The sequence below is a fragment of the Chitinophagales bacterium genome, assembly GCA_017303415.1.
Lineage (GTDB): Bacteria > Bacteroidota > Bacteroidia > Chitinophagales > Chitinophagaceae > SpSt-398.
Window position 1 is genome coordinate 1,331,204 of the sequence record JAFLBJ010000001.1, and the last position, 26,886, is coordinate 1,358,089.

24 protein-coding genes are annotated in these 26,886 nt (G+C 47.0%); 10 read left to right on the plus strand and 14 right to left on the minus strand.

Annotated elements, in window-relative coordinates:
* Nucleotides 1-190: 190 nt before the first annotated feature.
* From porU to J0M30_05845, 6 genes are all read left to right on the plus strand, one after another.
* Entirely contained in the window at nucleotides 191-3,574 is a 3,384-nt protein-coding gene (porU, locus tag J0M30_05820; GenBank protein MBN8667004.1) for a type IX secretion system sortase PorU, read from the plus strand.
* 83 nt (nucleotides 3,575-3,657) lie between these two features.
* The gene (gene porV / locus J0M30_05825; protein MBN8667005.1) at nucleotides 3,658-4,806 is read left to right on the plus strand and encodes a type IX secretion system outer membrane channel protein PorV; all 1,149 of its coding nucleotides are present in this window, start codon (nucleotides 3,658-3,660) and stop codon (nucleotides 4,804-4,806) included.
* Between the two features lie 173 nt (nucleotides 4,807-4,979).
* Nucleotides 4,980-5,459, plus strand: coding sequence for a 2-C-methyl-D-erythritol 2,4-cyclodiphosphate synthase (locus J0M30_05830; GenBank protein MBN8667006.1), 480 nt, complete (start codon nucleotides 4,980-4,982; stop codon nucleotides 5,457-5,459).
* A gap of 126 nt (nucleotides 5,460-5,585) precedes the next feature.
* Nucleotides 5,586-6,020: a dUTP diphosphatase gene (dut, locus tag J0M30_05835; GenBank protein MBN8667007.1), complete on the plus strand. Its 435-nt coding sequence runs from the start codon at nucleotides 5,586-5,588 to the stop codon at nucleotides 6,018-6,020.
* 99 nt (nucleotides 6,021-6,119) lie between these two features.
* Nucleotides 6,120-6,944 carry a DUF4292 domain-containing protein gene (locus J0M30_05840; GenBank protein ID MBN8667008.1) on the plus strand — a complete coding sequence of 275 codons (825 nt, stop codon included), beginning with the start codon at nucleotides 6,120-6,122 and terminating at the stop codon, nucleotides 6,942-6,944.
* A 60-nt stretch (nucleotides 6,945-7,004) separates the two neighbouring features.
* Nucleotides 7,005-8,312 (plus strand): peptidoglycan DD-metalloendopeptidase family protein, encoded by a 1,308-nt coding sequence (locus tag J0M30_05845; protein MBN8667009.1) that lies wholly within the window; start codon nucleotides 7,005-7,007, stop codon nucleotides 8,310-8,312.
* 4 nt (nucleotides 8,313-8,316) lie between these two features.
* Here the strand turns inward: J0M30_05845 and bshA are convergent, their stop codons facing one another.
* Nucleotides 8,317-9,435 carry an N-acetyl-alpha-D-glucosaminyl L-malate synthase BshA gene (gene bshA / locus J0M30_05850; protein ID MBN8667010.1) on the minus strand — a complete coding sequence of 373 codons (1,119 nt, stop codon included), beginning with the start codon at nucleotides 9,433-9,435 and terminating at the stop codon, nucleotides 8,317-8,319.
* 124 nt (nucleotides 9,436-9,559) lie between these two features.
* Between bshA and J0M30_05855 the strand changes: the two genes are divergently transcribed.
* Nucleotides 9,560-10,921, plus strand: a complete 1,362-nt coding sequence (locus J0M30_05855) for a M20/M25/M40 family metallo-hydrolase (protein ID MBN8667011.1) — start codon at nucleotides 9,560-9,562, stop codon at nucleotides 10,919-10,921.
* Between the two features lie 77 nt (nucleotides 10,922-10,998).
* On the opposite strand, the gene argH is transcribed toward J0M30_05855, so the two are convergent.
* The 8 genes from argH to J0M30_05895 form a co-directional block, all read right to left on the minus strand.
* Nucleotides 10,999-12,336: an argininosuccinate lyase gene (argH, locus tag J0M30_05860; GenBank protein MBN8667012.1), complete on the minus strand. Its 1,338-nt coding sequence runs from the start codon at nucleotides 12,334-12,336 to the stop codon at nucleotides 10,999-11,001.
* A 100-nt stretch (nucleotides 12,337-12,436) separates the two neighbouring features.
* The gene (locus J0M30_05865; GenBank protein ID MBN8667013.1) at nucleotides 12,437-13,510 is read right to left on the minus strand and encodes a M20 family metallo-hydrolase; all 1,074 of its coding nucleotides are present in this window, start codon (nucleotides 13,508-13,510) and stop codon (nucleotides 12,437-12,439) included.
* Nucleotides 13,503-14,288: an acetylglutamate kinase gene (argB, locus tag J0M30_05870; protein MBN8667014.1), complete on the minus strand. Its 786-nt coding sequence runs from the start codon at nucleotides 14,286-14,288 to the stop codon at nucleotides 13,503-13,505. The genes J0M30_05865 and argB overlap by 8 nt, the downstream gene beginning before the upstream one ends.
* Entirely contained in the window at nucleotides 14,288-15,253 is a 966-nt protein-coding gene (locus J0M30_05875; GenBank protein ID MBN8667015.1) for an acetylornithine carbamoyltransferase, read from the minus strand. The genes argB and J0M30_05875 overlap by 1 nt, the downstream gene beginning before the upstream one ends.
* Nucleotides 15,254-15,294: 41 nt before the next feature.
* On the minus strand, nucleotides 15,295-16,440 hold the full coding sequence (locus tag J0M30_05880) for an aspartate aminotransferase family protein (GenBank protein ID MBN8667016.1): 1,146 nt from the start codon (nucleotides 16,438-16,440) through the stop codon (nucleotides 15,295-15,297).
* A gap of 51 nt (nucleotides 16,441-16,491) precedes the next feature.
* Nucleotides 16,492-17,469, minus strand: coding sequence for an N-acetyl-gamma-glutamyl-phosphate reductase (locus J0M30_05885; protein ID MBN8667017.1), 978 nt, complete (start codon nucleotides 17,467-17,469; stop codon nucleotides 16,492-16,494).
* On the minus strand, nucleotides 17,462-18,661 hold the full coding sequence (argG, locus tag J0M30_05890; protein MBN8667018.1) for an argininosuccinate synthase: 1,200 nt from the start codon (nucleotides 18,659-18,661) through the stop codon (nucleotides 17,462-17,464). Before argG ends, J0M30_05885 begins: the two co-directional genes overlap by 8 nt.
* Nucleotides 18,662-18,672: 11 nt before the next feature.
* Entirely contained in the window at nucleotides 18,673-19,386 is a 714-nt protein-coding gene (locus J0M30_05895) for a GNAT family N-acetyltransferase (protein MBN8667019.1), read from the minus strand.
* Between the two features lie 265 nt (nucleotides 19,387-19,651).
* Between J0M30_05895 and J0M30_05900 the strand changes: the two genes are divergently transcribed.
* Complete coding sequence (locus J0M30_05900) at nucleotides 19,652-20,071, plus strand: hypothetical protein (GenBank protein MBN8667020.1); 420 nt, start codon at nucleotides 19,652-19,654, stop codon at nucleotides 20,069-20,071.
* A 35-nt stretch (nucleotides 20,072-20,106) separates the two neighbouring features.
* On the opposite strand, the gene J0M30_05905 is transcribed toward J0M30_05900, so the two are convergent.
* A complete protein-coding gene (locus J0M30_05905) occupies nucleotides 20,107-20,829 on the minus strand; it encodes an SAM-dependent methyltransferase (GenBank protein ID MBN8667021.1) in 723 nt (240 codons plus the stop codon).
* The gene (locus tag J0M30_05910) at nucleotides 20,826-21,572 is read right to left on the minus strand and encodes an EI24 domain-containing protein (GenBank protein ID MBN8667022.1); all 747 of its coding nucleotides are present in this window, start codon (nucleotides 21,570-21,572) and stop codon (nucleotides 20,826-20,828) included. The genes J0M30_05905 and J0M30_05910 overlap by 4 nt, the downstream gene beginning before the upstream one ends.
* Before the next feature lie 46 nt (nucleotides 21,573-21,618).
* Between J0M30_05910 and J0M30_05915 the strand changes: the two genes are divergently transcribed.
* The gene (locus tag J0M30_05915; GenBank protein ID MBN8667023.1) at nucleotides 21,619-23,037 is read left to right on the plus strand and encodes a DASS family sodium-coupled anion symporter; all 1,419 of its coding nucleotides are present in this window, start codon (nucleotides 21,619-21,621) and stop codon (nucleotides 23,035-23,037) included.
* Here J0M30_05915 and J0M30_05920 read toward each other — a convergent pair.
* Both J0M30_05920 and upp read right to left on the minus strand, forming a co-directional pair.
* Complete coding sequence (locus tag J0M30_05920; GenBank protein MBN8667024.1) at nucleotides 23,034-24,047, minus strand: PorP/SprF family type IX secretion system membrane protein; 1,014 nt, start codon at nucleotides 24,045-24,047, stop codon at nucleotides 23,034-23,036. The two genes, J0M30_05915 and J0M30_05920, sit on opposite strands and share 4 nt — an antisense overlap.
* Nucleotides 24,048-24,112: 65 nt before the next feature.
* Nucleotides 24,113-24,763 carry a uracil phosphoribosyltransferase gene (gene upp / locus J0M30_05925; GenBank protein ID MBN8667025.1) on the minus strand — a complete coding sequence of 217 codons (651 nt, stop codon included), beginning with the start codon at nucleotides 24,761-24,763 and terminating at the stop codon, nucleotides 24,113-24,115.
* Between the two features lie 66 nt (nucleotides 24,764-24,829).
* On the opposite strand from upp, the gene J0M30_05930 reads away from it, so the two are divergent.
* The gene (locus J0M30_05930; GenBank protein MBN8667026.1) at nucleotides 24,830-25,921 is read left to right on the plus strand and encodes an anhydro-N-acetylmuramic acid kinase; all 1,092 of its coding nucleotides are present in this window, start codon (nucleotides 24,830-24,832) and stop codon (nucleotides 25,919-25,921) included.
* A gap of 118 nt (nucleotides 25,922-26,039) precedes the next feature.
* On the opposite strand, the gene J0M30_05935 is transcribed toward J0M30_05930, so the two are convergent.
* The gene (locus tag J0M30_05935; protein MBN8667027.1) at nucleotides 26,040-26,864 is read right to left on the minus strand and encodes an FkbM family methyltransferase; all 825 of its coding nucleotides are present in this window, start codon (nucleotides 26,862-26,864) and stop codon (nucleotides 26,040-26,042) included.
* Nucleotides 26,865-26,886: the final 22 nt, after the last annotated feature.

Consider the following 26,886-nt stretch of genomic DNA (forward strand, 5'->3'; position numbering starts at 1 on the left):
TTGTTTTTCACCAAAACCCAGGTTTTGGAACAGATTTAACGGCCAGCGAGACTAAAATATTGTATTACAATACAAATATTATGCTGGACAGGGTTTGCGAATTTAGCTACTTTCGATAAACGAGAAAAAGCAGAATTACTTTTTTTGTATGTGGATTATACCCTCCCCGAAATCCCGCTTATTGATAGCTATGGTCTTGATCCTGACCAGTTTCGCCGCCAGGGGCCAGCGCACCTATCGGGACCACTCTCTGCTTTCCACCGGTAACTGGTACCGGATCGCGGTCACCAATGCCGGGGTATACCGGATGGACCCCGCTTTTCTGAACTCCCTGGGGCTTCCTGCCAATCTGGCCTCAGGCTCCCTGCGCTTGTATGGGTATGGCGGGGGAATGCTCCCGGAATCCAACGCGGTTATTCCCCCCGATGACCTGGTAGAAAATGCGATTCTGGTGGAGGATGGGGGAGATGGAGTCATCAACGGAAATGACCAGGTACTTTTTTACAGCCCGGGCCCTGACGCCTGGCGACCTGACCCGGTGATCAATGCCTTCCGGCATCAAAAAAACCTTTATTCAGACACCGTATATTATTTTCTGACGGTCGGAGGAACCGGAGCCAGGATACCTTTAACCAATGCTACCGGATCGCCGAGTGTTATTACCAACGAATACCTCTATCGGTATGTCCATGAATTGGATACGGTGAACCTGCTTTCCAGTGGTAAGGAATGGTATGGTGAAGAGTTCACCGATGCTCCCGGCAAAACCCTTACCCGATCCTTCTCTATACCTGGTAGCTTTTTACCTGGCAATCCGGTCACGGTCCGGAGCCGGCTCATCGCCCGAAGTATTGGTACGGCCGGGCGTTTTGATCTGAAACTTAATGATCCGATCATCGCTCAGATCACGATTCCTGCAACAAGTTCCGGAGCCTATGACCTTTTTGCCCGGGAGGAGGAATCGGTGATCACCACCACGGCCCCAACCACCGCGCTCACGCTAAGCTATTCATATGTGCCCGGTAGTTTTAATTCCCAGGGCTGGCTGAATTGGTTTGAAATTTTTCATCGCAAGCCACTCAATCTGACAGGTAGTACACAATTGGATTTCCGCGACCCCGGTCTGGTGGGGCAATCACTGGTAGAATTTGTTTTACCCGGGGCGAATGCCTCTGTTCAGGTATGGGAGGTGACAAATCCATTATCGCCCATACGAAAGATGGGAACTTTAAGCGGAAATGAATTTCGGTTTCGCGATGAGGCCCCAGACCTGAGAGAGTACATTGCCTTCCAGGGATATTTAACACCCATTGCCCAGGGCCGTATCGCCAACCAGGATATTCATGGGCTTGCAGTTCCTGATTATATTCTTGTTACACCCCCCTTTCTCTTAACCCAGGCTAACCGCCTTGCTCAGTATCACCGGCAAAGAAACCAGTTGGAAGTGGCGGTATTGACCACCACCGAGATCTATCAGGAATTTTCCTCCGGACAGCCTGATCCATCCGCCATTCGCAATTGCCTGAAGATGTTTTACGACAGGGCCAGGACAGCCGGTGGATCCACACCACGTTTTCTGGCACTCTTTGGCGATGCTTCATTTGATTACAAAAACAGGCTGCAGGGAAATACCAATCTTGTACCGGGTTATCAGCACAGCGCCTCCCTGGATCCACTCAGCACTTATACCAGTGATGATTTTTTTGGTTACCTCGATGATCAGGAAGATATCAATTCGCAGGCGATCATCAACCTGCTGGATATTGGAATCGGGCGTATCCCGGCCAATCAGTTATCACAGGCTTCAGCCTATGTGGATAAGGTCATAGCCTATCATGACCGGGCAAGTCTTGGCCCGTGGCGAAACAAAATGACTTTTATTGCAGATGACGAAGACCAGAACCTCCATATCGAAGATGCCGAGATCATCACAGCCACTGCCGCCCAGGCAAATCCATTATTGGATGCCGAAAAAATTTACCTGGATGCCTTTACGCAGGAAACGGTTTCAGGAGCAGAAAGATACCCCGTGGTGAATGACCTCGTCAGAAACCGGGTCATCAATGGCACATTGATCTGGAACTACAGTGGGCATGGTAGTTTTCGCCGTTTGGCAGAGGAGGTGGTACTGGACCAGGATCAGGTAAATTCCTGGAACAATCCCAATCGACTGCCTTTGTTCATCACCGCTACCTGTGATTTCGCTCCATTTGATAATCCAATCGCGCCGTCCATTGGGGAAGACCTGTTGTTACGTGAAAAAACCGGTGCCATTGCGTTGATGACCACTACACGGTTGGTCTTTGCCTTTAGTAACCGGGTGATGAACAATAATTACCTCGCCATTGCCCTGGCTCCAAAATCAGACGGCAGCTATCGAAGTCTTGGCGAAGCGGTTAAAGAGGCCAAGAATTTCACCTATCAAAATTCCACGGATATCGTCAATAACCGGAAGTTTACCCTGCTTGGAGATCCGGCCCTTACCCTTGGATTTCCTGCTTTGTCGATTCGGGCGGAACGGATCAATGGGGTTCCGGTAGGACAGTCAGATACCCTGAGTGCCATGGAAAAAGTGAAGATCGAAGGGGTGGTGACCGATCCACAGGGCAATATCCAAACCGGTTTTCAGGGGAATGCGTATACAACGGTTTTTGATAAGGAAAGAACCACCAGTACCCTGGGGAATGATCCCGGCAGCCCGGTCAGGGATTTTCAGGTGAGGGATATTGTCATTTTTCGGGGGCGGTCAACAGTCAGGAATGGCCGGTTTGAGCTGGAATTCAAGGTTCCCCGTGATCTTAACCCGGCATTTGGGAATGGGAAAATGAGTTTTTATGCGGAAGATGGAGCTCGGGAGGCCGGCGGATATTTCACCCAGTTTGTATCCGGAGGAAACACCGGAATCGTGGATAACGACAATGAAGGCCCCGGAATACGTGCCTGGTTGAATGATGAAAAATTCGTGAATGGGGGTATTTCCAATGCAAGGCCGGTGCTGGTTCTCCGGTTCAATGATTCCTCCGGGATCAATACCATACAATCCGGGATTGGGCACGATATTGTGGTGACCGTTGATGATGATAATGATAACTACTTCATTTTAAATGACTTTTACGAAGCAGACCCGGATAATTACAAAGCGGGGAGCCTTCGTTTTCAGCTACCGGTCTTTGAACCTGGCCCCCATCGTTTAAGGATCAAGGCCTGGGATGTAATGAACAATTCATCCGAGATCGAGCTGGCCTTTGAGGTTGTTGATGATGAAGCGTTGATTATCAATCGAGTACTGAATTATCCCAATCCCTTTACCACACACACGAATTTTTGGTTTGAGCATAACCGACCGGGTGAGGACTTAAGGGTTGATATTCAAATATTTACTATCTCCGGAAAAATAATAAAGCGTATTTCCCAGACAATAAACACCCCCGGAAATCGTTCAAGTGAAGTCGAATGGGACGGTCGCGATGATTTTGGTGCCAGGATCGGCCGGGGAGTATACCTATACAAACTCCGGGTCTCCACTTCACAATTGAAATCGAATACCATTATCGAGAAACTTGTAGTTTTTTGATTGTCAGAAGAAAAAATTTCATTTTAGAACTGAAATTTTCATTTTACCATATATTTACACACCAATAATTTAAACTCTTAATGATGAGACCAACTGCTATTAAACTAACTGCTGTAGCATTTATCATGTCTGTATTTGTGCCCATGCTTTCTTCGGCACAAGCGGAGAAATTGAATGTAGTGACCACTGCGGTTCCATTTCTTCGTATCGCCCCGGATGCCCGTGCAGCCGGTATGGGTGATCTGGCCATTGCCACCACTCCGGATGCAAATTCTGGTTTTTGGAACCTGGCAAAAACGCCTTTCAATGAAAAAAAGGGTGCTATTTCTGCTTCCTATACTCCCTGGCTGAAACAGATCCTGAATGATGTTTACCTCGCCGCTGTATCCGGTTATTATAAATTAGATGATGACCAGGCCATCTCTGGTTCACTTCGTTATTTTAACCTGGGTAATATCCAGTTCACCGACAATCAGGGTAATGACCTGAATACTTTCCGTCCCCGTGAGTTCGGATTGGATTTTGGTTACTCCCGCAAATTGTCTCAGCGTTCGGGTATCGGTGTGGGTTTGAAATACATTTATTCTAACCTCGCAGGAGGTGCCGCCGCTGGTAATACCTACAAAGCAGGTAATGCTGTTGCAGGTGATATCTCTTTTTATACCAACGGACATAACGAAGCCGGTCAGGGATGGGCATTTGGTGCGGTATTGAGCAATCTTGGTTCAAAGATCTCTTACACCGACAATGCTGATCAAAAAGATTTCATTCCCGCCAACCTTGGCCTGGGAACTACTTATACCAAAGTATTCAACGAAAGCAACAAGCTGATGTTTGGTGTGGACCTCAACAAACTGTTGGTGCCTACGCCTCCTGAAAGCCCTGCTTCCCAACAACAGATCGACGATTATTACAGCAAAGGTGTGGTAGGAAGCTGGTTTAGCTCCTTTGGCGATGCTCCTGGTGGCTTTGGCGAAGAGATCAAAGAATTCCAGGTATCTGTTGGTGCTGAGTACACCTACAACGACCAATTCTCTCTGCGTGCCGGTTATTTCCACGAAGACAAAACAAAAGGTAACCGCCGTTATTTTGCTACCGGTGTGGGTATCAAATACAGCAGCTTTGGTTTGGATTTCTCTTACCTGCTTCCTTCCGGAAGTGGTGTTGACAGAAACCCTTTGTCAAATACCCTGCGTTTCTCGCTGGTGTTTGATCTGGGTGGAGCCGAGTAATTTAGCAATTAGCGGTTAGCTATTGGCTATTTGCGATTGAATATAACTTGTACTTGATTTTATTATAAAAGGCCTCTCCGGAGGCCTTTTTTATTATTGACCCGAAGTAAATTTTGTTGAAAGCTAAACGCTAATAGCTGGAAGCTAAAAGCATTTAGCCCTACCTTTGCCTCATGTCATTACGTATCGGTTCCGGAGTTGATTTTCACCGCCTCACTGAGGGGCGTGACCTGTGGTTGGGCGGGGTGTTGATCCCGCATACAAAAGGTGCATTAGGGCATAGCGACGCTGATGTTTTACTCCATGCCATATGCGACGCTATTCTTGGCTCTTTGGCACTGGGTGATATTGGTACCCATTTTCCGGATACCTCGGCCGAATTCAAGGATATTGACAGCAAAATTCTTTTGAAACGCACCATGGATCTGCTGCACCAACATGGGTACAGGGTTGTAAATATTGATAGCACCCTTTGTCTCGAAGCCCCTAAGATCAAACCCTATGTTCATGCCATGCAGGAAACCATCGCCCACCTCACCGGATTAACCATCCGGGATGTTTCCATCAAGGCAACTACCACCGAGAAATTGGGCTTTGTAGGCCGGGAAGAAGGGGTGGTGGCGTATGCGACCGTGTTGGTGGAAAAGTTATAGCTATTGGCTTTTAGCTATTAGCTTTTAGTTCAGGGGCTTAAATTGAAGTATAAACAGAGTACAAATATCAAAAAACAGCTAATAGCTAACAGCTATTAACCATCAGCCTTTGGCTACCAGAAAAATATGACCATTCGCATCATTAATCGTTCTGCTAATCCTCTTCCGGCCTATGCCACGCCCGGCTCATCGGGTATGGACCTGCGGGCAGAACTTAGTGAAGCGGTTGTACTTAAACCGCTGGAGCGAACGTTAATACCCACGGGTATATATTTGGAAATTCCCCAAGGGTATGAGGCCCAGGTGCGGCCCCGCAGTGGATTGGCGATCAAACAGGGAATCACCTGCCTGAATACACCGGGTACCATTGACGCAGACTACCGGGGAGAGATCAAGGTCATTCTGGTCAATCTTTCCAGCGAAGATCAAACCATACATCCCGGTGACCGTATTGCGCAAATGGTATTTCAACAGGTGACCCAGATTAAATGGGAGGAAGTGGGCGAATTGGAGAAGTCACAACGGGGAGAAGGGGGATTTGGTCATACCGGAAAACAATAAGTACATAAAAAGGTTATACTGTAAATTCGTGGAAATCCTGTATTTCCCGCATCTTAGAAAAATAAGTTGAGCATTGGCATCATGAATCCCATAATCTAAATGAATAAATCGCTTTTTTTAATTGCTGCATTTTTTTCCACCCTGGCCCTGTTCTCCTGCCGGTCCACCAAGCAGATTCAAACGGCCATAGCCAAAAAAGACTCCTCGGCGGTAGTCGTACTCGTAAATGATGGGAAGGCTGATACGGCAAGATTCATTGACCTGGCTTTTGAGAAATTAAATAATAACCGCATTGAATACAAGACCTTTTCCGCCAAGATCGGGGTGGATTATGTAGGGGGCGACGGAAAGAAGTATGATGTAAATGTATTTGTCCGCCTATTCAAAGACAGTGTGGCCTGGTTCTCTGTCAACGGCGCGTTGGGTATTGAAGGCATGCGGGTATTGGTCACAAAAGACAGCATTTTCATCCTGAATAAACTCGATAAGGAATACCAGGCCCGCTCCATGGAATATCTTCAGGAGATCGTCTCCCTGCCTTTTGACCTCGGATCGATTCAGGATCTGATCATTGGTAACCCTGTATTCCTGGATACCAATTTTGTTTCCTATTCAACCTCTGCGAATATGATCTCCATGCTGAGCTATGGCGAATGGTTTAAACACCTGATCACCTTCAATGACAATGATCACCTGGTATTGAACAGCAAACTGGATGATGTGGATGTGCTCCGGAACCGTACAGCCTATTTGAATTATGCGGAATATGAAAATAAGAAAGGGGTTCCTTTTTCCACCAATCGAATAATTACTGTTACGGAGAAGACAAAATTGGATATAAAGCTTAATTTTAAGCAGTATGAGTTTAATGAAACGTTAACATTTCCCTTTACAATTCCTAAAAATTATACAAGGATCAATTAAGGGATAATTAAGCAACCAATTGACCGTTATATCTTTTTTACCGAAAACACACCAATACCCATGCAAAAGAAAATCTTTATCGGAGTCTGGATGTTATTGTTGACTGTGTCCGCTGTGGCCCAGGTGGAAAAAGAGAAGATCGAGAAGGAGAAACAGGAAATTCAGAACGAGATCAAAGAGATCGAAGGGATGTACAACAAGGTACAGGGTCAAACCCGGCAATCCATCAACCAGTTGGGGTTGATCAAACGCAAGCTCGACCTCCAGAACCGGGTATTGGGTACGATCAGCCGGGAGATCAAGTTTATCAACGACGACCTATATCTGAGCAATATTGAAATCTATCGGCTGCAGAAGCAGCTTGATACCCTAAAAGAACAATATGCCAAGAGTATCGTGTACACCTATAAGAACCGCGGTACCTTTAATTTTCTCAATTTCATTTTCTCCGCCAATGGTTTTGCCGATGCCTTGAAGCGTATCGCCTATCTGCGCAGCTACCGAACCTATCGGCAGCAACAGGTGGAGAATATCCAGGAAACTCAACGGAAGATCGAGCAACGCAAGGAGGAAATGATCGGTAAGAAAAACGAGAAGAACAAAGTACTGGATGCACAGGCCGATGAGGCCAAAAAGCTGGAAGGCACCAAACGGGAACAAAGTCTGGTGGTGAACCAACTGAAATCCAAACAAAAGGATATCGAGAAGGAACTCACGGCCAAACGCAAAAGGTTCCGTGATCTCCAGAACCAGATTGATGCGATCGTGCGAAGGGCCAAGGATGAAGCGATACGGGAAGCCAAACGAAAGGCTGCGGAAGAAGCAGCCAATAAACCCGCTGACAAGCCTAAGACTGGGAACGCGGATGTGGGGGCCGTCAACAATAAACCGACCACCGCTCCGGCGAAAACAAACTACCTGGACCTGACCGAAGCGGATGTTGCCCTGAATGATAACTTTGAACTGAATAAGGGTAAACTACCCTGGCCGGTTGTGGGGGATGTAAAACTCAAATTTGGCCGCTATGAATATTACCTCTCCGAGAAAAGCAAACCACTGATCGACGATAATCCCGGCGTTACTTTCTCCACCAATCCTGGGACTCCGGTAAAAGCGGTATTCAAAGGAGAAGTAGCGGGTGTGAGCCGTTTGGCCGATGAAGTGATCGTGGTGATCCGTCATGGAAAATATTTTACCACCTATAGCAACCTTACCGGGGTAACCGTTAAGAAAGGGGACCAGGTAAGCCAGGGACAGGTACTTGGCCGTGCAGGAAATGACGATGAAGGGAATGGCGGAAAAATCGACTTTATCCTGATGGATGAGAGTAAAAATGTGAACCCGGAAATCTGGCTCAGAAGAAAATAGTAAATTAAAGAAACCGCTCGTAAAGTTTCTCGTACACCGGAATGATATGATGTATATCAAACTGTCTGGCATGTTCTGCCGCCCGGGTCTTAAATCCTTTTAAGGTGGCATCGTCTCTCAGTATGCTCAGGGCTTGTTTGCTCATGGTTTCCACATCACCTACATCGCCCATATATCCCGTTACGCCATCTATATTGATTTCTTTTAATCCACCTGCATTGGTGGAAACAACAGGTACACCAGCTGCCATGGCTTCAAGGGCCGCCAATCCAAAGCTTTCGTATTCAGAAGTAAGGAGGAAGAGATCCGCAATAGCGAGAATATCTTCCATTTGTTCCTGTTTACCTACGAATTGGATATGATCACAAAGGTGCAGGCTGCGGCACAGTTCCTCCGCTGTCATCCGTTCAGGGCCATCACCCACAAAGAGCAATTTGGATGGGATCTCTTTTTGCACGCCGGCAAAAATCTTTACTACATCCTGTACCCTTTTTAATTTTCGGAAGTTGGAGGCATGGAGGAGAATACGTTCTCCATTGGGCGCGATCACTTTGCGGAAGGCGTCAAATGGTTTTTTCTGAAAACGGCTAACATCTACGAAGTTGTAGATAACCTCGATCTCCTTCGTGATCTTAAAATGGCTATAGGTCTCATCCCGCAGGTTATTGGATACTGCGGTAATGGCATCGCTTTCATTGATGGAAAAAGTAACCACCGGTTCATAGGTCTTATCGCGGCCTACCAAGGTAATATCGGTACCATGAAGGGTAGTGATAACCGGGATTTCCATTCCTTCTTTTGCGAGTATCTGTTTGGCCATATAGGCCGCCGCAGCGTGGGGAATGGCATAATGTACATGCAACAGGTCGAGCTGGTGATTCTTGATCACATCCACCAGGGTACTGGCCAGGGCCGTTTCGTAAGGTGGGTAATCAAATAAGGGGTAGGTAGGAACCTGGACCTCATGATACATAATGTTGGGAGTAAAAGCAGCCAGGCGTACGGGCTGTTGATAGGTGATAAAGTGCACCTGGTGGCCTTTATCGGCCAGGGCCTTGCCCAATTCTGTGGCCAAAACTCCGGAACCGCCAAACGTTGGATAACAAACAATACCGATCTTCATTTCAGGCGTAATATTAAGATAATTTGTGCAAGTTAAACAGGAATAAACGTGAATGGTTCCACCAGTCATCAAATATTTGTTACAAAAACAGCGATTCTTTAGCTTTAAGCCAAAACCAACTGCAATGAGAAAACCAGCCCTTTTGTTTGGATTTTCTGTGATATTTATTTCTCTCTTTGGCCAAAACCCCGATTCTGTGGCCATTCGGCAGATTGCCAATGAGATACTTCAACATGGCAAAGCCTATTCCAATCTACATTTTCTATGTAAAAAAGTCGGTCCCCGGTTGAGTGGATCACCCAAGGCCGAAAAAGCGGTACAGGAAACAGCACGTATGTTACGCGAAGCAGGGGCCGATACAGTTTGGCTTCAACCCTGTATGGTTCCGCGATGGGAACGAGGCGCCAAAGAAAAGGGGATCGTGTATTGGGGTGGTTCGAAAAAGGAGCTTTCTGTCTGCGCCTTAGGCATGAGTATAGGAACACCCGCAGCCGGTTTAAAGGCCGAGGTAGTGGAGGTCGCAAATTTTGACGAATTAAAGGCCCTGGGGGCAGAAAAAGTAAAAGGGAAGATCGTTTTCTTTAATTATCCCATGCGCCCGGAATTGGTGCAAGGGGGGTATGGAGATGCGGTAAGGTACAGGAGCAATGGTCCCGTAGAGGCTGCTAAACTTGGCGCTGTGGCAGTCATGATCCGCAGTGTGACCCATGCGCTTGATAATAACCCGCATACCGGGGCAACACGATATCAATTGGGAGTGGATTCCATCCCCGCCCTGGCGTGCAGCACACTGGATGCGGAATGGCTGCACAACCTGCTGGCCAAAACAAAGAAGGTAGAATTATTTGTAAAAATGAATTGCCGCCATTATCCGGATGTGCCAAGCTTTAATGTGATCGGAGAAATAAGGGGAAGCGAAAGACCCGAGGAGATACTGACAGTAGGAGGTCACCTGGACAGTTGGGACCTGGGTGAAGGGGCACATGATGATGGAACCGGCTGTGTTCAAAGCATTGAAGTGATCCGTGCCATTAAGGCGCTGGGTTGGAAACCGAAACGCACCATCCGCGCTGTAATGTTTATGAATGAAGAGAATGGGTTGAGAGGCGGTCAGGCCTATGCTGATTTTGCCGAAAAAAATAAAGAAATGCACCTTTTTGCTGCCGAAAGCGATGCCGGAGGATTTGGGGTAGAGACATTGGGATTAAGCGGTAAGCCCGAACAGGTGGCAAAGATCCGGACCTGGTTACCCCTCTTCAGGCCCTATGGTGTGTATGATATGCCTGATGGTGGTGGTGGCGCAGATATTGGCCCCCTGCGCAGACTTGGCACGGTGATGTGCGGTGTTAATCCCAATAGCCAACGTTATTTTGACCACCACCATGCACCCAATGATGTATTTGAAGCAGTAAATAAAAGAGAACTGGAATTGGGAGCGATTGCGATGACAGCGATTGTTTGGCTGGTCAGCGAGAACGGGCTGTAGGAAATAAGAAATAAGGAATATAAAATAAGGAATAAGGAAGTAGGACAACCCCTTCCTTATTCCTTATTTTATATTCCTTATTTGTTCTTTACCAACAATTCTTCGGCACGATTAATTTCTCCAAACGGAAATTTATTGAAAACGGTATCCCACTGTTTCCTGATTTCAGGATTACACAGATTACCGATCGAGCCTTCGTGTGTGTGTTGAATATGGGTATCATAAGTAAAATGGCCATTTTCAATATCCAGTCCTACTTTTTTGTAGGCATCCCGAAAAGGCATTCCCTGGTTGACCAGTTTATTTACTTCCTCTACGCTAAACAGGTATTTGAATTTTTCATCCATCAGCAAATCCTTTTTAACCTCCATATGCTGGAACATCAGCCCTGCCATTTGAAGACAGTCACGCAAGGTAGAGAAAGCCGGAAATAAATGTTCTTTTAGCAATTGAAGATCGCGATGATAACCTGAAGGCAGATTGGTTGTCATCATCATGATCTCGTTGGGAAGCGCTTTGATCCGATTGCAATGACTTCGGATAAGTTCGAACACATCCGGGTTTTTTTTATGCGGCATGATGCTGCTGCCTGTGGTAAGTTCGGCGGGGAATGAAATAAACCCAAAGTGCTGATTCAGGAAAATGCAGGCATCCATACTCATTTTCGACAAGGTATCTGCCAGGTTGGCCAGCGCCTGTGCAACAATTCGTTCTGTTTTACCCCGGCTCATTTGAGCATAGACCACATTGTAATTCAGATCGGAGAAACCAAGTAAACGGGTGGTCAGGCTTCGGTTGATCGGGAAGGAAGAACCATATCCGGCAGCGGAACCCAGGGGATTTTTATTCACCACCTCATAAGCGGATTGAAGGGTGATGAGGTCATCAACCAGGCTCTCCGCATAAGCACCAAACCATAATCCAAAGGAAGAAGGCATGGCCAATTGCAGATGGGTGTAACCAGGTAACAGGTCGTCTTTATGTGCTTCGCTTTTTGTTTGCAGTAATTCAAAAAAGGGGGCGATGGTATGGACCAGGGATTCCAGTTCGTGACGCAGGTATAGCTTGATATCTACAAGCACCTGGTCATTGCGACTGCGAGCGCTGTGTATTTTCTTACCGGTATCCCCCAATTTCCTGGTCAAAATGAGTTCGACCTGGGAATGGATATCCTCTACACTTTCGTCCAATTGAAAATTCCCCTCGTCAATGTCCTGATAAATGGATCGAAGGGCAGACACCAATTCCTCCATTTCATCTTTTTGTAACAATCCCACCTTCTCCAGCATTATCACATGGGCAATTGAACCCAGCACGTCAAATGGTGCGAGTTGCAGGTCAAATTCCTTATCCCGGCCGACGGTGAACTTTTCGACCTGGGCGAGAGAGGCTTGGTTTTTTTGCCAGAGTTTCATGAGACACTAATTACACGAATAATACAAATTACACGGAAAACACGAATTACACGGATTTCAAGGAATAAACAAATTAAATGGATTTCATGGGTTATGCGGATTATAGGGAAATGGTATTGATCAGTTTGATATAGGTATCAATACCTTCTTTTATTTCAGCAAGGTAAATAAATTCGTCAGCGGTATGGCTGCGGGCACTGTCACCAGGGCCCATCTTGAGGGTAGGGAAGGGCATCAGGGCTTTATCAGAGGTCGTGGGTGAGCCATAATGATTCTTTCCCAGGGAAAGGCCTGCTTTTACCAGAGGATGATCGAGTGCAATGCTGGATGATTTCATCCGGGTGCTCCTTGGTTGGAAGCTGCTTTTCAGGTTCTGTTCGAGGATGGCGAGGACCTCCTCAAAACGGTAACATTCATTGACACGGACATCGATCACAAATTTGCACACCGGGGGTACCACATTGTGTTGCTGGTTCTCTGTTTGAATTATGGTAACCGTCATTCGCGTCGGGCCAAGAAGATCACTTTCCCGCTCAAATCGATAGGAACGGATCCATTGAATATCATCCAAAGCTTTATAAAGCGCGTTCTCTCCTTCGTTTCGTGCCGCATGACCGGCTTTTCCTTCTGCTGTGCAGTCAATGACCAATAAGCCCCGCTCGGCTACCGCCAGGTCTAATTTTGTAGGTTCACCAACTATACCAAAATCAATTGACCCCAGGTGGGGCAGGGCCATTTCGATTCCCTGTGTACCACTGATCTCCTCTTCGGCTGTTGCTGCCAACACCACATTGAATGCCAGATCCTGCCGTTCATGAAAATAGAGAAAGGCAGCGATCAATGATACCAGGCAACCACCGGCGTCATTGCTCCCCAAACCGTATAAGCGGCCATCTTTTTCAATGGGTTGAAAGGGGTCGAGGGTATATCCTTTATTTGGTTTTACCGTATCGTGATGGGAATTGAGTAAGAGCGTGGGTTTGGAATCGGAGTAGTATTTATTTTTTGCAAACACATTATTCCCTACCCTTGAATGAACAATATCCTTTTTGCCCAGATACCGGCAAAGAATACCGGCAGTCTCCGCTTCCTCTTTGCTAAAGGAAGGGGTGGCGATCAGTTCCTTTAATAACTGGACCGCTTCTGCGTATAATGTATCAATGTGTTTACTCATCCTGTATGGTTGTACCGGAACTGCCTTTGATCAGTTCGCTTAATTTTTCCGCTTTGCCGATGATTACTTTTTGCACCCCGCTTTTCAGGGCGGAGAAGGCATTGTCCAGTTTGGGGATCATGCCGGCAAATATTTTTTCTTCGGACTTTAATTGCTGATAAAAAGACGGGTTGATCACGGGGATCACCGTTTCATCATCATTGGCGTCGAGCAATACCCCGCTTTTCTCAAAGGAATAGACCAGGTGAACCGCATAGTCGCTGCTCATGGCGCGGGCGAGCTCCTGGGCGATGGTATCGGCATTTGTGTTTAATAATTGTCCCTCCTGATCGTGGGTAATGGGTGCAAATACGATCACCAGGTTTTGGCGCAGCAATCCATCAATGAGTTGGCGGTTGACCACATCCACATCCCCTACATAGCCAAAGTCAATCACCGGATGTTTACGTTTATGCGCGAGAATGGAATCACCATCAGCCCCGCAAAGCCCGATGGCATTGCATTGAAGGGATTGTAATTCGGCCACGATCGTCTTATTGACCAGACCGGCATAAACCATGGTGACGATCTGCAAGGTTTCTTTATCGGTGATACGTCGTCCATCGATCATTTTCTGGGATACACCCAATTTCTCCGCCAACCGCGTAGCGAGCTTGCCTCCTCCATGAACAAGAATCTTATGTCCATCGAGTGCCGCAAACTCCCGCAGGAAAGGGGTCAGTTTTTGTTCATCATCGATGATATTCCCCCCGATCTTGACGATGTATAGCGTTTCCATTATTTCGCGCTTTTCAGGATCTCAGCCAATACGGCTTGTGCAGCCCATACCCTGTTCGAGGCCTCTCTGGTCACCAGACTATGTGGCCCGTCGAGTATTTCATCGCTCAATTCTACATTTCTTCTGACCGGCAGACAGTGCATCACTTTTCCCTGATTGGTAAGTGCCAGTTTTTTATTGGTGAGCATCCATTTTGGGTCGCTTTCATAAATGCGCCCATAATCAGTATAGGTACTCCAGTTCTTTACATACACAAAATCGGCATTCTTAAGCGCTTTGTCCTGTTGGTACGTGATCTCAGCCTCTCCGGAGAATTGGGTATCGAGTTCATAATCCTTTGGATGGGTGATCACAAAATCAGCCTTACCCCAGGCATTGACCCACTGCGCAAAGCTATTGGCCACGCATTGGGGAAGCGGTTTGATATGGGGAGCCCAGGTCATTACGATCTTTGGTTTTCTTTTTTTCTTCCATTTCGCCATTTCTTCGGTCATCGTAATGATATCGGTCAGGCTTTGGAGAGGATGTAATGTCGCGCTTTCCAGGCTTACCACGGGTATCCCGGCGTATTTAATGAACTGCTGGATATATAGTTCGCTATAGTCTTCTTCTTTGTTTTTGAGTGTAGGAAAGGTACGAATGGCCAGGATATCAAAATAATGCCCAAAGATTGGCGCGGCATCTTTAACATGCTCCACGGTGGTACCACTCATGATGGCCTCTTCTTCAAATTCCAATTGCCAGCCTTCATTGCCGACATTAAATATGATCGGCTCCATTCCCAGGTTTTGCGCAGCGATCTGGGTGCTTAAACGTGTACGCATACTCGGATTGAGAAAAAGACAACCGATCCGCTTACCCGCACCGAGTTTTTTATCGGCAAAAGGGGCCTTCTTATAGGCCAGTGCCTTTTTAACCAATGCATCGATGTTGGTGACATCGTTTACAGAAATGAAGTGTTTCATTTAGTATAGTTATAAAACGAAAAGTTAATAGCTTTTGGCTATTAGCTATTAGCTGTTAGGGTCAGTTCTTCTTTCACGGCTTCAATAAAGTCTTCCGCATCGCGCTTTTTGAGGGCGAGAGAGGGAAGGAGCCGGATGACATTGGGTTTGGCTTCACCGGTAAAAATCTTTTGTTTCCAAAGAAGATTCTTCCGCAGGTCCTTGTTGTCCTCAGTCACGTCAAAACCGATAATGAGACCACGGCCACGGACATTGACTATCCCGGGAAGTTCTTCCAACTGTTCACGCAGGTATTTTCCAACCATCACGGCATTGCCGAGTAATTTCTCTTCTTCTATTACTTCCAACACGGCCAGAGCGGCAGCGCAGGCCAGGTGGTTACCTCCAAAGGTGGTGCCCAGCATGCCATGTTTGGATTTGAATTTCGGAGCGATCAGGATCCCACCAATGGGAAACCCATTTCCCATACCCTTGGCCATGGAATAAATATCTGCCTGAACACCGGCAAAATCATGACTAAAGAATTTCCCGCTGCGGCCATAACCACATTGTATGCTATCGGCGATATAAACGGCACCGTACTGATCGCATAGGGAACGGATCGATTTAAGGAATTTATCATCGGCAACATGGATTCCGCCCACCCCTTGTATGCCTTCGACAATTACAGAGGAGATCTCATTGCCCATTTCCTGGAAACAATCTTCCAATGCCTGGATATCGTTGAAGGGAAGAAAAACCACATTTGCGGTTTCATTTACCGGGGCAATAATGGCTTTGTTATCCGTAGCCGCTACCGCCAGGGAAGTGCGTCCGTGAAAAGACCGGGAAAAAGCGATGACCTTTTTTCGGCCAGTATGAAAGGAGGCGAGCTTCAACGCATTTTCATTTGCTTCAGCGCCACTGTTACAAAGGAACAGGTTGAAATCTTCTTTGCCGGACACTTTTCCCAGTTTATCAGCCAGTTGTTTTTGTAAGGGAATACGGACAGAATTAGAATAAAATGCCACTTTTTCTAACTGCTCCTCGATTCTCTTTACCCAATGGGGGTGAGTATGTCCAATGCTGATCACAGCATGACCACCATAAAGATCCAGGTACTGTTCTCCTTTTTCATCCCAAACATAAGATCCTTTGGCTTTTACGATGGTGATGTCGTTGATCGGGTAAACGTCGAATAAGTTCATCTACTTTGGTTTTTGGCTTTTAGCCTTTATCAGTTAGCAATAAATTTCAGGTTAAAAATATCCGGCTTTCAGATCCAATCCTTCTTCTTCATTCAAGCCTGACATTATATTCATGTTCTGTACGGCCTGACCACTGGCGCCCTTAATAAGGTTGTCAATTACCGAATGTACCACCAATATATCACCTTGTTTTTCGAGCTGGATGATGCACTTATTGGTATTCACTACCTGTTTCAAAAAGACGGGTTCGGTAGTGAGATGGGTAAAGGGATGTTGCTGATAGAAATTACGGTAAATATCCTCCAGTTCCGTCAGCGATTTGATACAGCGTACCTGGGAACTGATGAATATCCCTCTGGTAAAATCACCCCGCCAGGGTACAAAATGAATATTTGGTTCTGCAGCCCCTGCTTTATGCAGCGACTCTGTTATTTCGCCCAGGTGTTGGTGGGTTAGTGTTTTATATGCCTGGATATTATTGGCTCGCCAACTAAAGTGGGAGGTAGCCGATAAAGATTGCCCGGCACCGGTAGACCCGGTGATTCCTGTTGTGAAAACTTCTCCAAGTAATCCGTGGGCGGCCAGGGGAAGCAACCCGAGCTGGATGGCCGTGGCAAAGCAACCGGGATTGGCAATATGATTGGCCTTCCGGATGGATTCGCGGTTCAGTTCCGGCAGCCCATACACAAAAAGGCGGTCATCTCTTTGCGCGTCTTTCGCCAGCCGGAAATCATTGGCCAGGTCAATGATGCGTATCGATGCAGGTATTTTATTTTCGGCAAGGAAACGGGTGGATTCTCCATGACCGAGACAAAGAAAGAGCACATCAATATCAAAGTTCAGGTCAGCGGCAAACACGAGATCTGAATCCCCCAACAGATCAGGGTGAATGCTGTACAGGGGTTTGCCGGCATTGCTGCGGCTATGGATAAATGTGAGTTCAACCGACGGGTGACGTAGTAGTATACGAATTAATTCACCTCCGGTATAGCCCGCACCTCCGATGATACCAACTTTTATGCTATTCATCGGCGGTTGTTTTAACTGAATAATAGATTGAGGTCTGGTTGCCAAAGATCTTGCTAAAACCACGGACATCATCACCGGTAAATCCGGTATTCATTTCTCCGTATTTGCCAAACTTGCTGCTCATCAGGTCATAGGCACTTTCGATGCCGGTTACCTGAAAGCGGTAGGGGAGTAATTGGACAAAAACATCACCGGTCACCTGTTGCTGGCTGTTTTCCAGAAAGGCCTCTATATCCCGCATAACAGGATCCAGTATCTGTCCTTCATGAAGCCAGTTCCCATAAAATTGGGCGAGCTGGTCCTTCCACTGCAATTGCCATTTGGTCAATACATGTTTTTCGAGAGCATGGTGGGCTTTGAGAATGATCATCGGAGCTGCGGCTTCAAATCCTACGCGGCCTTTAATGCCAATGATGGTATCACCCACATGGATATCACGTCCGATCGCAAACGGGCCTGCAATGGATTGAAGATATTGAATGGCCTCTACGGGATGGGGGAAGCTCTTGTCGTTTACTTTTATTAACTGTCCTTTTTCAAAACCCAGTTTTACCTGCTCACTATCCTGCCGGGTGCAAGGTGTAGGCCAGGCTTCCTCGGGGAGCATGCCTTTGGAGGAAAGGGTCTCTTTTCCGCCTACACTCGTTCCCCACAGACCTTTATTGATGGAATAGACCGCCTTGTCAAAATTCATGTGTACGCCTTTTGCCTTGAGGTAGGCGATCTCTTCTTCGCGGCTCAGTTTCAGGTCGCGGATCGGGGTAATGATCTCTACCCCGGGAATCGTGATATGAAAGATCATGTCAAACCGAACCTGGTCATTCCCCGCGCCGGTACTTCCATGGGCCACTGCATCGGCTCCCACTTTTTTTACATGCTCGGCAATATGCAGGGCCTGGCTCAACCTTTCGGCACTTACACTCAGGGGATAGGTATTGTTCTTAAGCACGTTACCAAATACCAGGTATTTGATGATCCGGTCGTAGTAGGTGTGTACTGCATCCACCGTAGTATGGGATTTAACCCCCAGGGCATAGGCATGGGCCTCGATGCGTTTGAGTTCATCGGCATCAAATCCTCCTGTATTGACAATGATGCTATGTACGGCATAGCCTTTCTCTTCGCTCAGGTATTTCACGCAGTATGAGGTATCTAATCCTCCGCTGAATCCTAAAACGATCTTTTTGCTCATGGTTCCTTTATTTACAGGTGAAACAGATAGTGGAAGAATGACTTTGGTTTGCTTTGGCCATTCCCTCCACCGTTTTCCTTTTTCAGGAAGGGTTTGAGGAACCGCCATTTTTTGATCCGTATCAGCCGTTCAAAGAGATTCTTATTTTCAGCAAAGAATTTGCTGGTCTCCTCCGGCTCATAGTGGTCTTTGGGATCATACAGCATACCGGTACAGAAACAGTTCTTTCTTTCCTTGCTCATCAGGATCTCGTAGTTGACACAGCTTTTACAACCGGCCCAAAAAGCCTCGTCCTGGGTCAGTTCGGAATAGGTGACCGGTTCATAACCGAGGTCGCTATTGATTTTCATAACTGCCAGCCCCGTGGTCAGACCAAAGATCTTGGCTTCGGGGTAGAGTTGGCGGCTGAGGTCAAATATTTTCTTTTTGATGCCTTTGGCAACACCTGTCTTGCGAAAGGCAGGGGCTACAATCAACCCGGAGTTGGCCACATACTCACCATGGCTCCAGGTCTCGATATAGCAAAAACCCACCCATTCTCCCTTGTCGGTAAAGGCGATCACGGCCTTGCCTTCTTCCATTTTCTGGGCGATATAGTCAGGCGACCGTTTTGCAATACCGGTCCCCCTGGCTTTGGCGCTTTCGGCCATTTCGGTGGTGATGGTTTCAGCAAAATGCTGATCACCAGTATTGGCAACACGAATAAGTATCTTATGATTTTCCACTTTGGAAACGCTATTGTTCAGTGAGGGATGACCAATCCGAAAAATAGTTTGGGGAATTTTCCACTGACAGGGGCCGTGGTGAGGTGCTCGTCCTGTCAGATAACAGGTCGGCGTCGCGGTAAAGAAACAACCCTACGAGCCACTCCATTGGAGGTGCCTGGTTGGATATGTATAAAAGGTTTCTTCACTTCTTTTATTATTGAGGGAACAAATGTATACAATAATTTACCTTTAGCTAAAAATATTTTGTTATAAAATTCAATAAATGGACCCCCTGACAGCTTCAACACCAAAAAAGACTTCCGGATTTCGGAAATTCTTGCGAACACTCGTTATCGTGATGGTCCTCTTCCTTGTGGGGTTCATCTATTGGAAATACTACTATCCGTTTACCAGCGATGGGGTAAAATCGGGATACCTAAACTATGCGGTAAAGAAAGGACAGATCTTCAAAACCTATGAAGGCAAGCTCATTCAGGAAGGGATCAGAAGCCGTACAGTTGGCGCCATCCAGTCGAATGAGTTTGAGTTCTCGATCAAAAGCAAAGAGGTATTTGAAGTATTGAAGTTAAATGCAGGTAAGATATTCGATCTCCATTACAAAGAATACAATGGTGTATTACCCTGGCGTGGAAACTCGCGGTATATTGTGGATAGCATTATCTCGATGCGCGACCCCGAATAAACCTGGGGCTTTGTGGTGAATTTACCTCCGGGACGCTAAAGGGCGCCATAGGCATACAACAAGAAAATAGCAGGTTTCTTGTGCAGGTCAGGTTTCTCTTTTTTCCAGTCCTTTACCTTTTTTGTGCGCACCCACTCTTCCTTATCGGTCAGCGAGACAGCCACACCAATTTTTGTTTCCGGGTTACAATGCTGCAGGAGCGTATCCAGCATTTGATTATTTCTGTAGGGCGTTTCTATAAATAGTTCGGTGCAATTTTCCCTGGCCGATCGGGTCTCGATCTGTCGGATCACTTTTATCTTTTCCTGGGCCTCGATGGGCAAATACCCATGAAAATGGAATTGCTGTCCATTCATTCCACTCGCCATCAGGGCCAGAAGGATGGAGCTTGGTCCCACCAGAGGTTTGATGGTAACCCCCATTTCCTGAGCTTCCGCGATCAATAATTGACCCGGGTCAGCTACACCCGGACAACCTGCATCGCTGACGATACCAATGATCTTACCTTCTTTCAGCCTTTGCCTGAATGAAGGCAGGGCTTCTTCTTCCCGACCATGGATGGCATGCCATTCATAGTCATCGATCACCATTTCTTTCCAGAGTTTTTTAAAATACCGGCGCGCGTCCTTTTCATTTTCGGTAAAGAATACCTGGCATTGGGCAATGGCCTCCTTTATTTCCGGGGAGATTCCGGCAATGCCTTCATCCGTCAGTGGGGCTGGGATCAGATAGACCGTTCCCGTGGAAGAATTTTTCATGCCGGTTTTACTTTATGAACACTCAGGGTTGCCGCGATGATGGCGTAGGCCGGGGCAAAGATGATGACAATATGCATCAGGTAAAAAATGATCCCGTTTCCAATGGCCAGGCCCTTATGTTCCTTGATAAAGGCGGCGCTTTTTTCAGGGGCTACTTTTTCCCGGTCAAGGCTATAGCTGATCATGGAATAGCCATAGTAATAGCACTCTACAAAGAGGGCGATAACCGGGGCGATCATACCAACCAGGGGGACCATGGAAAATAGCATGAGCAGGAATAAATAACCGGTTTGCCAGGCACAATTACGCAGGGCCACTTTTACACCGGGAGATACATCCCGAAAGAATTGCCGCCTGTTGAAGGTGAATTCTTTTTTCTCCAGGATGGCTTGCGTCCTTTCACTCAGATAGGTAAAGATGGGCGAACCAATGATGAGCCAGGCATATTTGAACAGCGAGAAGTAAAATAACAATAGAAGTAACCAGAGCATCATGCCAGCCAGGGCAAAGAGAAAACCCACCCAACTGTTTTCCAGGCGTTGTATCCATTCGCTCACGTGCGAAACCCGGGTGAGGTATTCGATCACACTTGTGGCCGAGCCAATAAAAAAATACATGCCGATAAGGAATAGCAGGGTGTAGATAAGCCCGGGTAAAAGGATCCATTTCCATAACCGGTTTTCCCGGATGAACTGGCGGGCTTCATTATAGGATTGGATCGCTATGATGATCTCTTTAAGCAATACCGAAATTTGGGTAAATATAAGCTACTGGAGTATATTGTATGCCATGAATCGAGTTCGAATTTTATCCCTGATCGCCGGTCTGGTGCTTTCCATAGGGCTATATCTGCTTAATCCCTTTCATTTAGCAGAAAAGGCCTCATTAACGCTTGCCGTTGGCTCGCTGATGGTGGTGTGGTGGATTTCCGAGGCCATTCCCTTGCCCGTAACTGCTCTGATACCACTGGTATTGTTTCCCTTATTGGGTATCGCCACGCTCTCGAATACAGCCTCTCCTTATGCCAATCCGATCATCTTTCTGTTCATGGGTGGATTTATGATCGGCCTCGCCATTGAAAAATGGAACCTGCACAAGCGTATCGCTTTAAATATTGTTCGCATGACCGGAACCTCCGGCAACCGGATCATTCTTGGGTTTATTATTGCTACCGGACTTCTCAGTATGTGGCTGAGCAATACGGCCACCACGATGATGATGTTTCCAATCGCCCTTTCAGTGATCAATGTAATGAAGGATAAGCATCGCGGGGACGGGCACCTGGGGCATTTTTCACTCTCACTGATGTTGGTGATCGCTTACGCTTCCAATCTGGGCGGGATCGCCACCATCATTGGCACACCACCCAATGTCGCTTTTGCAGGATTTGTCGAAAAAAAATATGGAGAGCCGATCGGTTTTTTTAACTGGATGAAAATTGGAGGCCCACTGGCCATCCTGCTCCTCATTTGCCTGTATGTGGTATTAACAAAAGTGTTATTCCCCAATAAAATTAAAGCCAGTAGCGAAACACATGACCTGATCAAAGAAGAAATTTCCCGCCTGGGTCCTATGAGTATTGAGGAAAAAAGGGTGCTGGGGATCTTTGCGGTAACTGCTTTTTTCTGGATCACCAAGGATATCATCAATGGATTTGGTGGAATCCGGTTGGATGACTCCATCATTGCCATGGCAGGGGCCATTGCCCTTTTTATCTTTCCCAGCTCAAAGAACAATACAGTCTCCCCCACCTTACTCGCCTGGGAAGATACCAGCAAAATGGCCTGGGGAATTCTGATCCTTTTTGGTGGAGGCATCTCATTGGCCTCCGCACTTGAGAATGCCGGGTTGATCCAATCGATGGGTACCTGGATGGCCCGGTTTGCGGGAGGGGGATTCCTCCTGATATTGGTGGTTACAATAGTTTCCCTGTTTCTTGGGGAACTGATGAGCAATATTGCGCAGGTCATCGTTTTTGCACCCGTTGTTTGTGGACTGGCCGATGCACTGGGGATTTCTCCGCTGGCCGTGGGAATTCCTATGACCCTGGCCGCCAGTTGTGGTAGCATGTTACCGATGGCTACCCCACCCAATGCGATCGTCTTTAGCAGTGGACATATACCATTGAAGAAAATGGTGAAAGCAGGATTTGTGATGAACCTGATCGCGATAGTGCTGATTTCAATAGTCTGTTACTACTTCCTTTAAAATTTAGGACAATTCAACTTCTTCAAATTCCTGTCAACAGGCTGTTTGATATAGATGAGTGAGATCTCGGCACCACCTCGCACATTCGATGCGGGTTTAAGTCCGGAAGTATTGACATCGTAGGTAAAACCTAAGTGAAAGTCATTGAATTCAAGTCCGACATACGGAATGATGGCATCTCCAAACCGGAACCAGGAACCTAAATACACATTGGTTGGATTGTCTTCCATACCATTCAGGTTCAGGGCATAGGCCCCACCGATCACGGTATTGCGGGCATTGGCCTGGGTGCTATGGTTGGCGCTGAAATGAAAGGCATTGAACTGGCCTACCGGTAAACGACCACCTGCCTGCAGGGTCAGTCGTGAACTGAGGTAATATTGACCACCCTGAAAGGTTTCCTTAGGGCGGTTCAGATGGTACATGGATGCACCGAGATAGAAATTATTGTATCCGTTTGTGGTCCCATTGTACATGACCCCGGCATTGAGGTCAAAGTAGTTCACATTCAGGTTTTGCTGATTGAAAACTTCGGAGGTAACACCGGTAAAACCAAGGGCAGTCAATTGATCCTCAAATACCACCTTGGTCACATCCAGTCTTTTATTGGCATAAGTACCCTGGAAGCCCACCCCGATCTGATGGTATCCGTTTTCATCCAATCCTTTATGAAAGGCAGTGGATAGGGCGATAAAATTATTTTGCAAAGCGCCATTCCCGTTTTTGTCGGTAAAACCCAAAATACCAACACCCCAGCGGTCTATATCCTGAAGGCGGTTTTTGAGAACATGAAAATCCACCGAAGCGGTGGCCGTAGTAAAGGCGTTATTGATGGTAGGCCATTGGTTTCTGTAATTCCCGGCCACCCGTACAATCCCGTCAAACTTACCCGTCAGGGCAGGGTTGAGGGTCAGGGGGGAGGCAAAAAATTGGGAAAAATTGGGGTCCTGAGCCCCGGTCTCAGTCACCACAGCCCACAAAAGGGTCAAGATTAGAATTGTTTTCTTCATTATCAACACTAAGGATGTGTAAAATACAAAAAATTGACAGACCGGGGGAATAAAAATAACGCTGCTTACATCTGTACTTTGGCACCGTAGGCCAGGTCACCGGCATCGCCCAGACCGGGTACGATATAACCCTTCGCAGTGAGTTCATCGTCAATGTCTCCGCACCAAATCTTGACCCCCGGCGACTCACGTCGAACATATTCTATGCCAACTGTGCAGGCTATGGCACAAACGATATGTATTTCTTTCGGGTTGCCTTCTTCCTTCATTAAATGTATGGTTTTTACCAAGGAAGAACCCGTGGCGAGCATGGGGTCAGAAATGATCAGGATACGGTTCTCCAGGTCGGGGCTGGACAGATATTCCAGGCTGATCTCAAAAGAACCGTCCTTTTGATGTTTGCGGTAGGCGGCAATAAAGGCATTGTCCGCCCTGTCGAAGAAATGGAGCAATCCATTATGCAGGGGTAGCCCGGCACGGAGGATCGTGGCCAGGACAGGTTGCTCTTTCAATATTTTAGAAGGGGAAGAACCAAGGGGGGTCTGTACCTCTTTTTCGATCCAGGGCAGTGTCTTGCTGATCTCATAAGCGGCGACCTCACCGATCCTTTCCAGGTTTTGCCGAAAACGAAGCCGATCACCTTGAATCTCCACGTCGCGCAATTCCGCGACCCAATTACTGATGAGAGAGTGCTGTTCGCTGAGGTTGACTACCATTGCCCAAAATTGAAGTTGTACTTTTGCAAATCTAATCGCTGAATACTGAAAACGGAAATATAAATCATGGTCTACAGGGCAATCGGATTAATGAGCGGAAGCAGCCTCGATGGCTTGGATATCGTCTTTGCAGAATTTCAGGAAAGTGCAGGGAAATGGACCTATCAGATCCAAAAAGCGGCCTGTCTTCCCTATGAAAAGGAATGGATGGAAAGACTTGCCTCCGCGCCCGCTCTTTCCGCCCGTGATTACCTGCGGCTTGATGCAGATTATGGTCATTACCTGGGGCAATTGGTCAATCAGTTCATTGAGGACAATGGCCTCCAATTTCAGGTAGCGGTGGTGGCTTCCCATGGACATACCAGTTTTCACCAACCCCCGCATTATACCGCCCAATTGGGTGAAGGGGCGGCGATTGCCGCAGAAACCGGATTGCCGGTAGTATCCGACCTCCGCGCATTGGATGTGGCCCTTGGCGGACAGGGAGCCCCCATTGTCCCAATAGGCGAACGTTTACTCTTACCCCAACATTCACTCTTATTGAATATTGGGGGTATCGCCAATATCTCCGTCCATACCCAGGAGAATACACTTGCTTTTGATATATGCCCGGCGAACCGGGTACTTAATCATTTCGCCGCGAGGCTTGGAATGGAATTCGATAAGGATGGTCAGGCTGCCAGACAGGGACAAGTACAGAAAGAGCTACTGCAAACCTTGAACGCCTTTGATTTTTACCAGCAACCACCACCCAAATCGCTGGCCAATGAGTTTGGAACAGAAACACTGGTGCCCTTGCTTGAAAAATCTGAACTATCAACAAACGACATACTCTGCACCTATGTGGAGCATATTGCAGTGCAGGTAAAAAAATCCATCATGGATCATGCCACCTGGCCAACAACCGGTGGTTCTTTACTGGTCACCGGTGGAGGGGCATTTAATCAATTTCTCATAGCCCGATTAACAGATCATCTTCAGCCACTGGGCATCACTGTTACAGTCCCCGAGGCCAACCTGGTAAAATACAAAGAAGCTCTCATCATGGCCCTGCTGGGAGTTTTGCGCTGGCGCGATGAATACAGTACGATCCCTTCTGCTACCGGTGCAAAAAGAGGAAGTATTGGCGGGGCATTGTGGAACGGGCAGGAGGAGTAGTAATGGGGAGGGTTCACCGCAGAGAACAAGAGAAAGCAGAGTTGCGCAGAGAATTTTACCGTTAACGCCAAGGGCTAAAAGCTATTAGCTAACAACTCCCTCCTGGGTGTATCTGCTGTTATTTCTGCACCGCGTAAATATCAAAATGCTTCCAATTCATCATCTCTTCCTTTGTTTGAATGGGGATGACCTCGGCATCTATGGTAAAGCTGGAGAAATAGTATAGGGAGTATCCCAGGTCATGTAGCAGGTTGAACTGTTCGTAGCGGGCTTCGGCTTTATTTTTTGAGAAACATTCGGTGATGACCGCCGGTTTGTATTTTTCCAACAGGCCACGAATGGATTTGATGATCTCTTTATCATATCCTTCGGTATCGATTTTCACCAGTTTTAACCGGCTCAGTTTCGAGGCATATTTTTCTTGTAAAAAATCTTCCAGCTTCACGCCTTTGATCTTGGTATCGAGGGTGTACTTGCCATGCCGGCTGTTCTTCTCTTTGGATATACCCCCATTGCTAAAAGAGGCTTCGGAGGAAGAGTAATAAAATTCTTCTTCTTTATCCGTGATGGCAAAATTGTGTGGTTCTATATGGGTCAACTCTTTATTGAGTTCGGCATTCTTTGTCAGAATCTTGAACACAACCGGATTGGGATCAAAGGAAAGAACCAGGCCATCCTTGCCGGTGACCACACCCATGCAGATGGACATGTGCCCTACATTGGCGCCGATATCAATGGCCATATCTCCCTGGGAAAGGAACTTTTTAAAAAACCAGCAATGACTGAGTTGGAGTTCGGTGGGGTTGACCAGCGGATTATGCCAAATAGTATATTGAATATCACCATATTCCGGAGTGGAAAGTGATTTTATCGAGACAGGATATTCTCTTTTTACCCGTCTGGCGATCTTCCGACGGATCGAATTGATAAGGTAATTAAGCATATTAGGGCGCAAGTTAGTTAAT

What these genes read in the sequence shown, in the direction of transcription:
- argH (MBN8667012.1), bottom strand. Translation starts at nt 12,336, where the DNA reads ATGAAACTCTGGCAAAAAAACCAAGCCTCTCTCGCCCAGGTCGAAAAG.
- J0M30_05885 (MBN8667017.1), bottom strand. Translation starts at nt 17,469, where the DNA reads ATGAATAGCATAAAAGTTGGTATCATCGGAGGTGCGGGCTATACCGGA.
- J0M30_05840 (MBN8667008.1), top strand. Translation starts at nt 6,120, where the DNA reads ATGAATAAATCGCTTTTTTTAATTGCTGCATTTTTTTCCACCCTGGCC.
- J0M30_05905 (MBN8667021.1), bottom strand. Translation starts at nt 20,829, where the DNA reads ATGAAAAATTCTTCCACGGGAACGGTCTATCTGATCCCAGCCCCACTG.
- J0M30_05880 (MBN8667016.1), bottom strand. Translation starts at nt 16,440, where the DNA reads ATGAACTTATTCGACGTTTACCCGATCAACGACATCACCATCGTAAAA.
- J0M30_05900 (MBN8667020.1), top strand. Translation starts at nt 19,652, where the DNA reads ATGGACCCCCTGACAGCTTCAACACCAAAAAAGACTTCCGGATTTCGG.
- argG (MBN8667018.1), bottom strand. Translation starts at nt 18,661, where the DNA reads ATGAGCAAAAAGATCGTTTTAGGATTCAGCGGAGGATTAGATACCTCA.
- J0M30_05830 (MBN8667006.1), top strand. Translation starts at nt 4,980, where the DNA reads ATGTCATTACGTATCGGTTCCGGAGTTGATTTTCACCGCCTCACTGAG.
- porV (MBN8667005.1), top strand. Translation starts at nt 3,658, where the DNA reads ATGAGACCAACTGCTATTAAACTAACTGCTGTAGCATTTATCATGTCT.
- J0M30_05920 (MBN8667024.1), bottom strand. Translation starts at nt 24,047, where the DNA reads ATGAAGAAAACAATTCTAATCTTGACCCTTTTGTGGGCTGTGGTGACT.
- porU (MBN8667004.1), top strand. Translation starts at nt 191, where the DNA reads ATGGTCTTGATCCTGACCAGTTTCGCCGCCAGGGGCCAGCGCACCTAT.
- J0M30_05855 (MBN8667011.1), top strand. Translation starts at nt 9,560, where the DNA reads ATGAGAAAACCAGCCCTTTTGTTTGGATTTTCTGTGATATTTATTTCT.
- argB (MBN8667014.1), bottom strand. Translation starts at nt 14,288, where the DNA reads ATGGAAACGCTATACATCGTCAAGATCGGGGGGAATATCATCGATGAT.
- J0M30_05865 (MBN8667013.1), bottom strand. Translation starts at nt 13,510, where the DNA reads ATGAGTAAACACATTGATACATTATACGCAGAAGCGGTCCAGTTATTA.
- J0M30_05935 (MBN8667027.1), bottom strand. Translation starts at nt 26,864, where the DNA reads ATGCTTAATTACCTTATCAATTCGATCCGTCGGAAGATCGCCAGACGG.
- upp (MBN8667025.1), bottom strand. Translation starts at nt 24,763, where the DNA reads ATGGTAGTCAACCTCAGCGAACAGCACTCTCTCATCAGTAATTGGGTC.
- J0M30_05875 (MBN8667015.1), bottom strand. Translation starts at nt 15,253, where the DNA reads ATGAAACACTTCATTTCTGTAAACGATGTCACCAACATCGATGCATTG.
- J0M30_05930 (MBN8667026.1), top strand. Translation starts at nt 24,830, where the DNA reads ATGGTCTACAGGGCAATCGGATTAATGAGCGGAAGCAGCCTCGATGGC.
- dut (MBN8667007.1), top strand. Translation starts at nt 5,586, where the DNA reads ATGACCATTCGCATCATTAATCGTTCTGCTAATCCTCTTCCGGCCTAT.
- J0M30_05845 (MBN8667009.1), top strand. Translation starts at nt 7,005, where the DNA reads ATGCAAAAGAAAATCTTTATCGGAGTCTGGATGTTATTGTTGACTGTG.
- bshA (MBN8667010.1), bottom strand. Translation starts at nt 9,435, where the DNA reads ATGAAGATCGGTATTGTTTGTTATCCAACGTTTGGCGGTTCCGGAGTT.
- J0M30_05915 (MBN8667023.1), top strand. Translation starts at nt 21,619, where the DNA reads ATGAATCGAGTTCGAATTTTATCCCTGATCGCCGGTCTGGTGCTTTCC.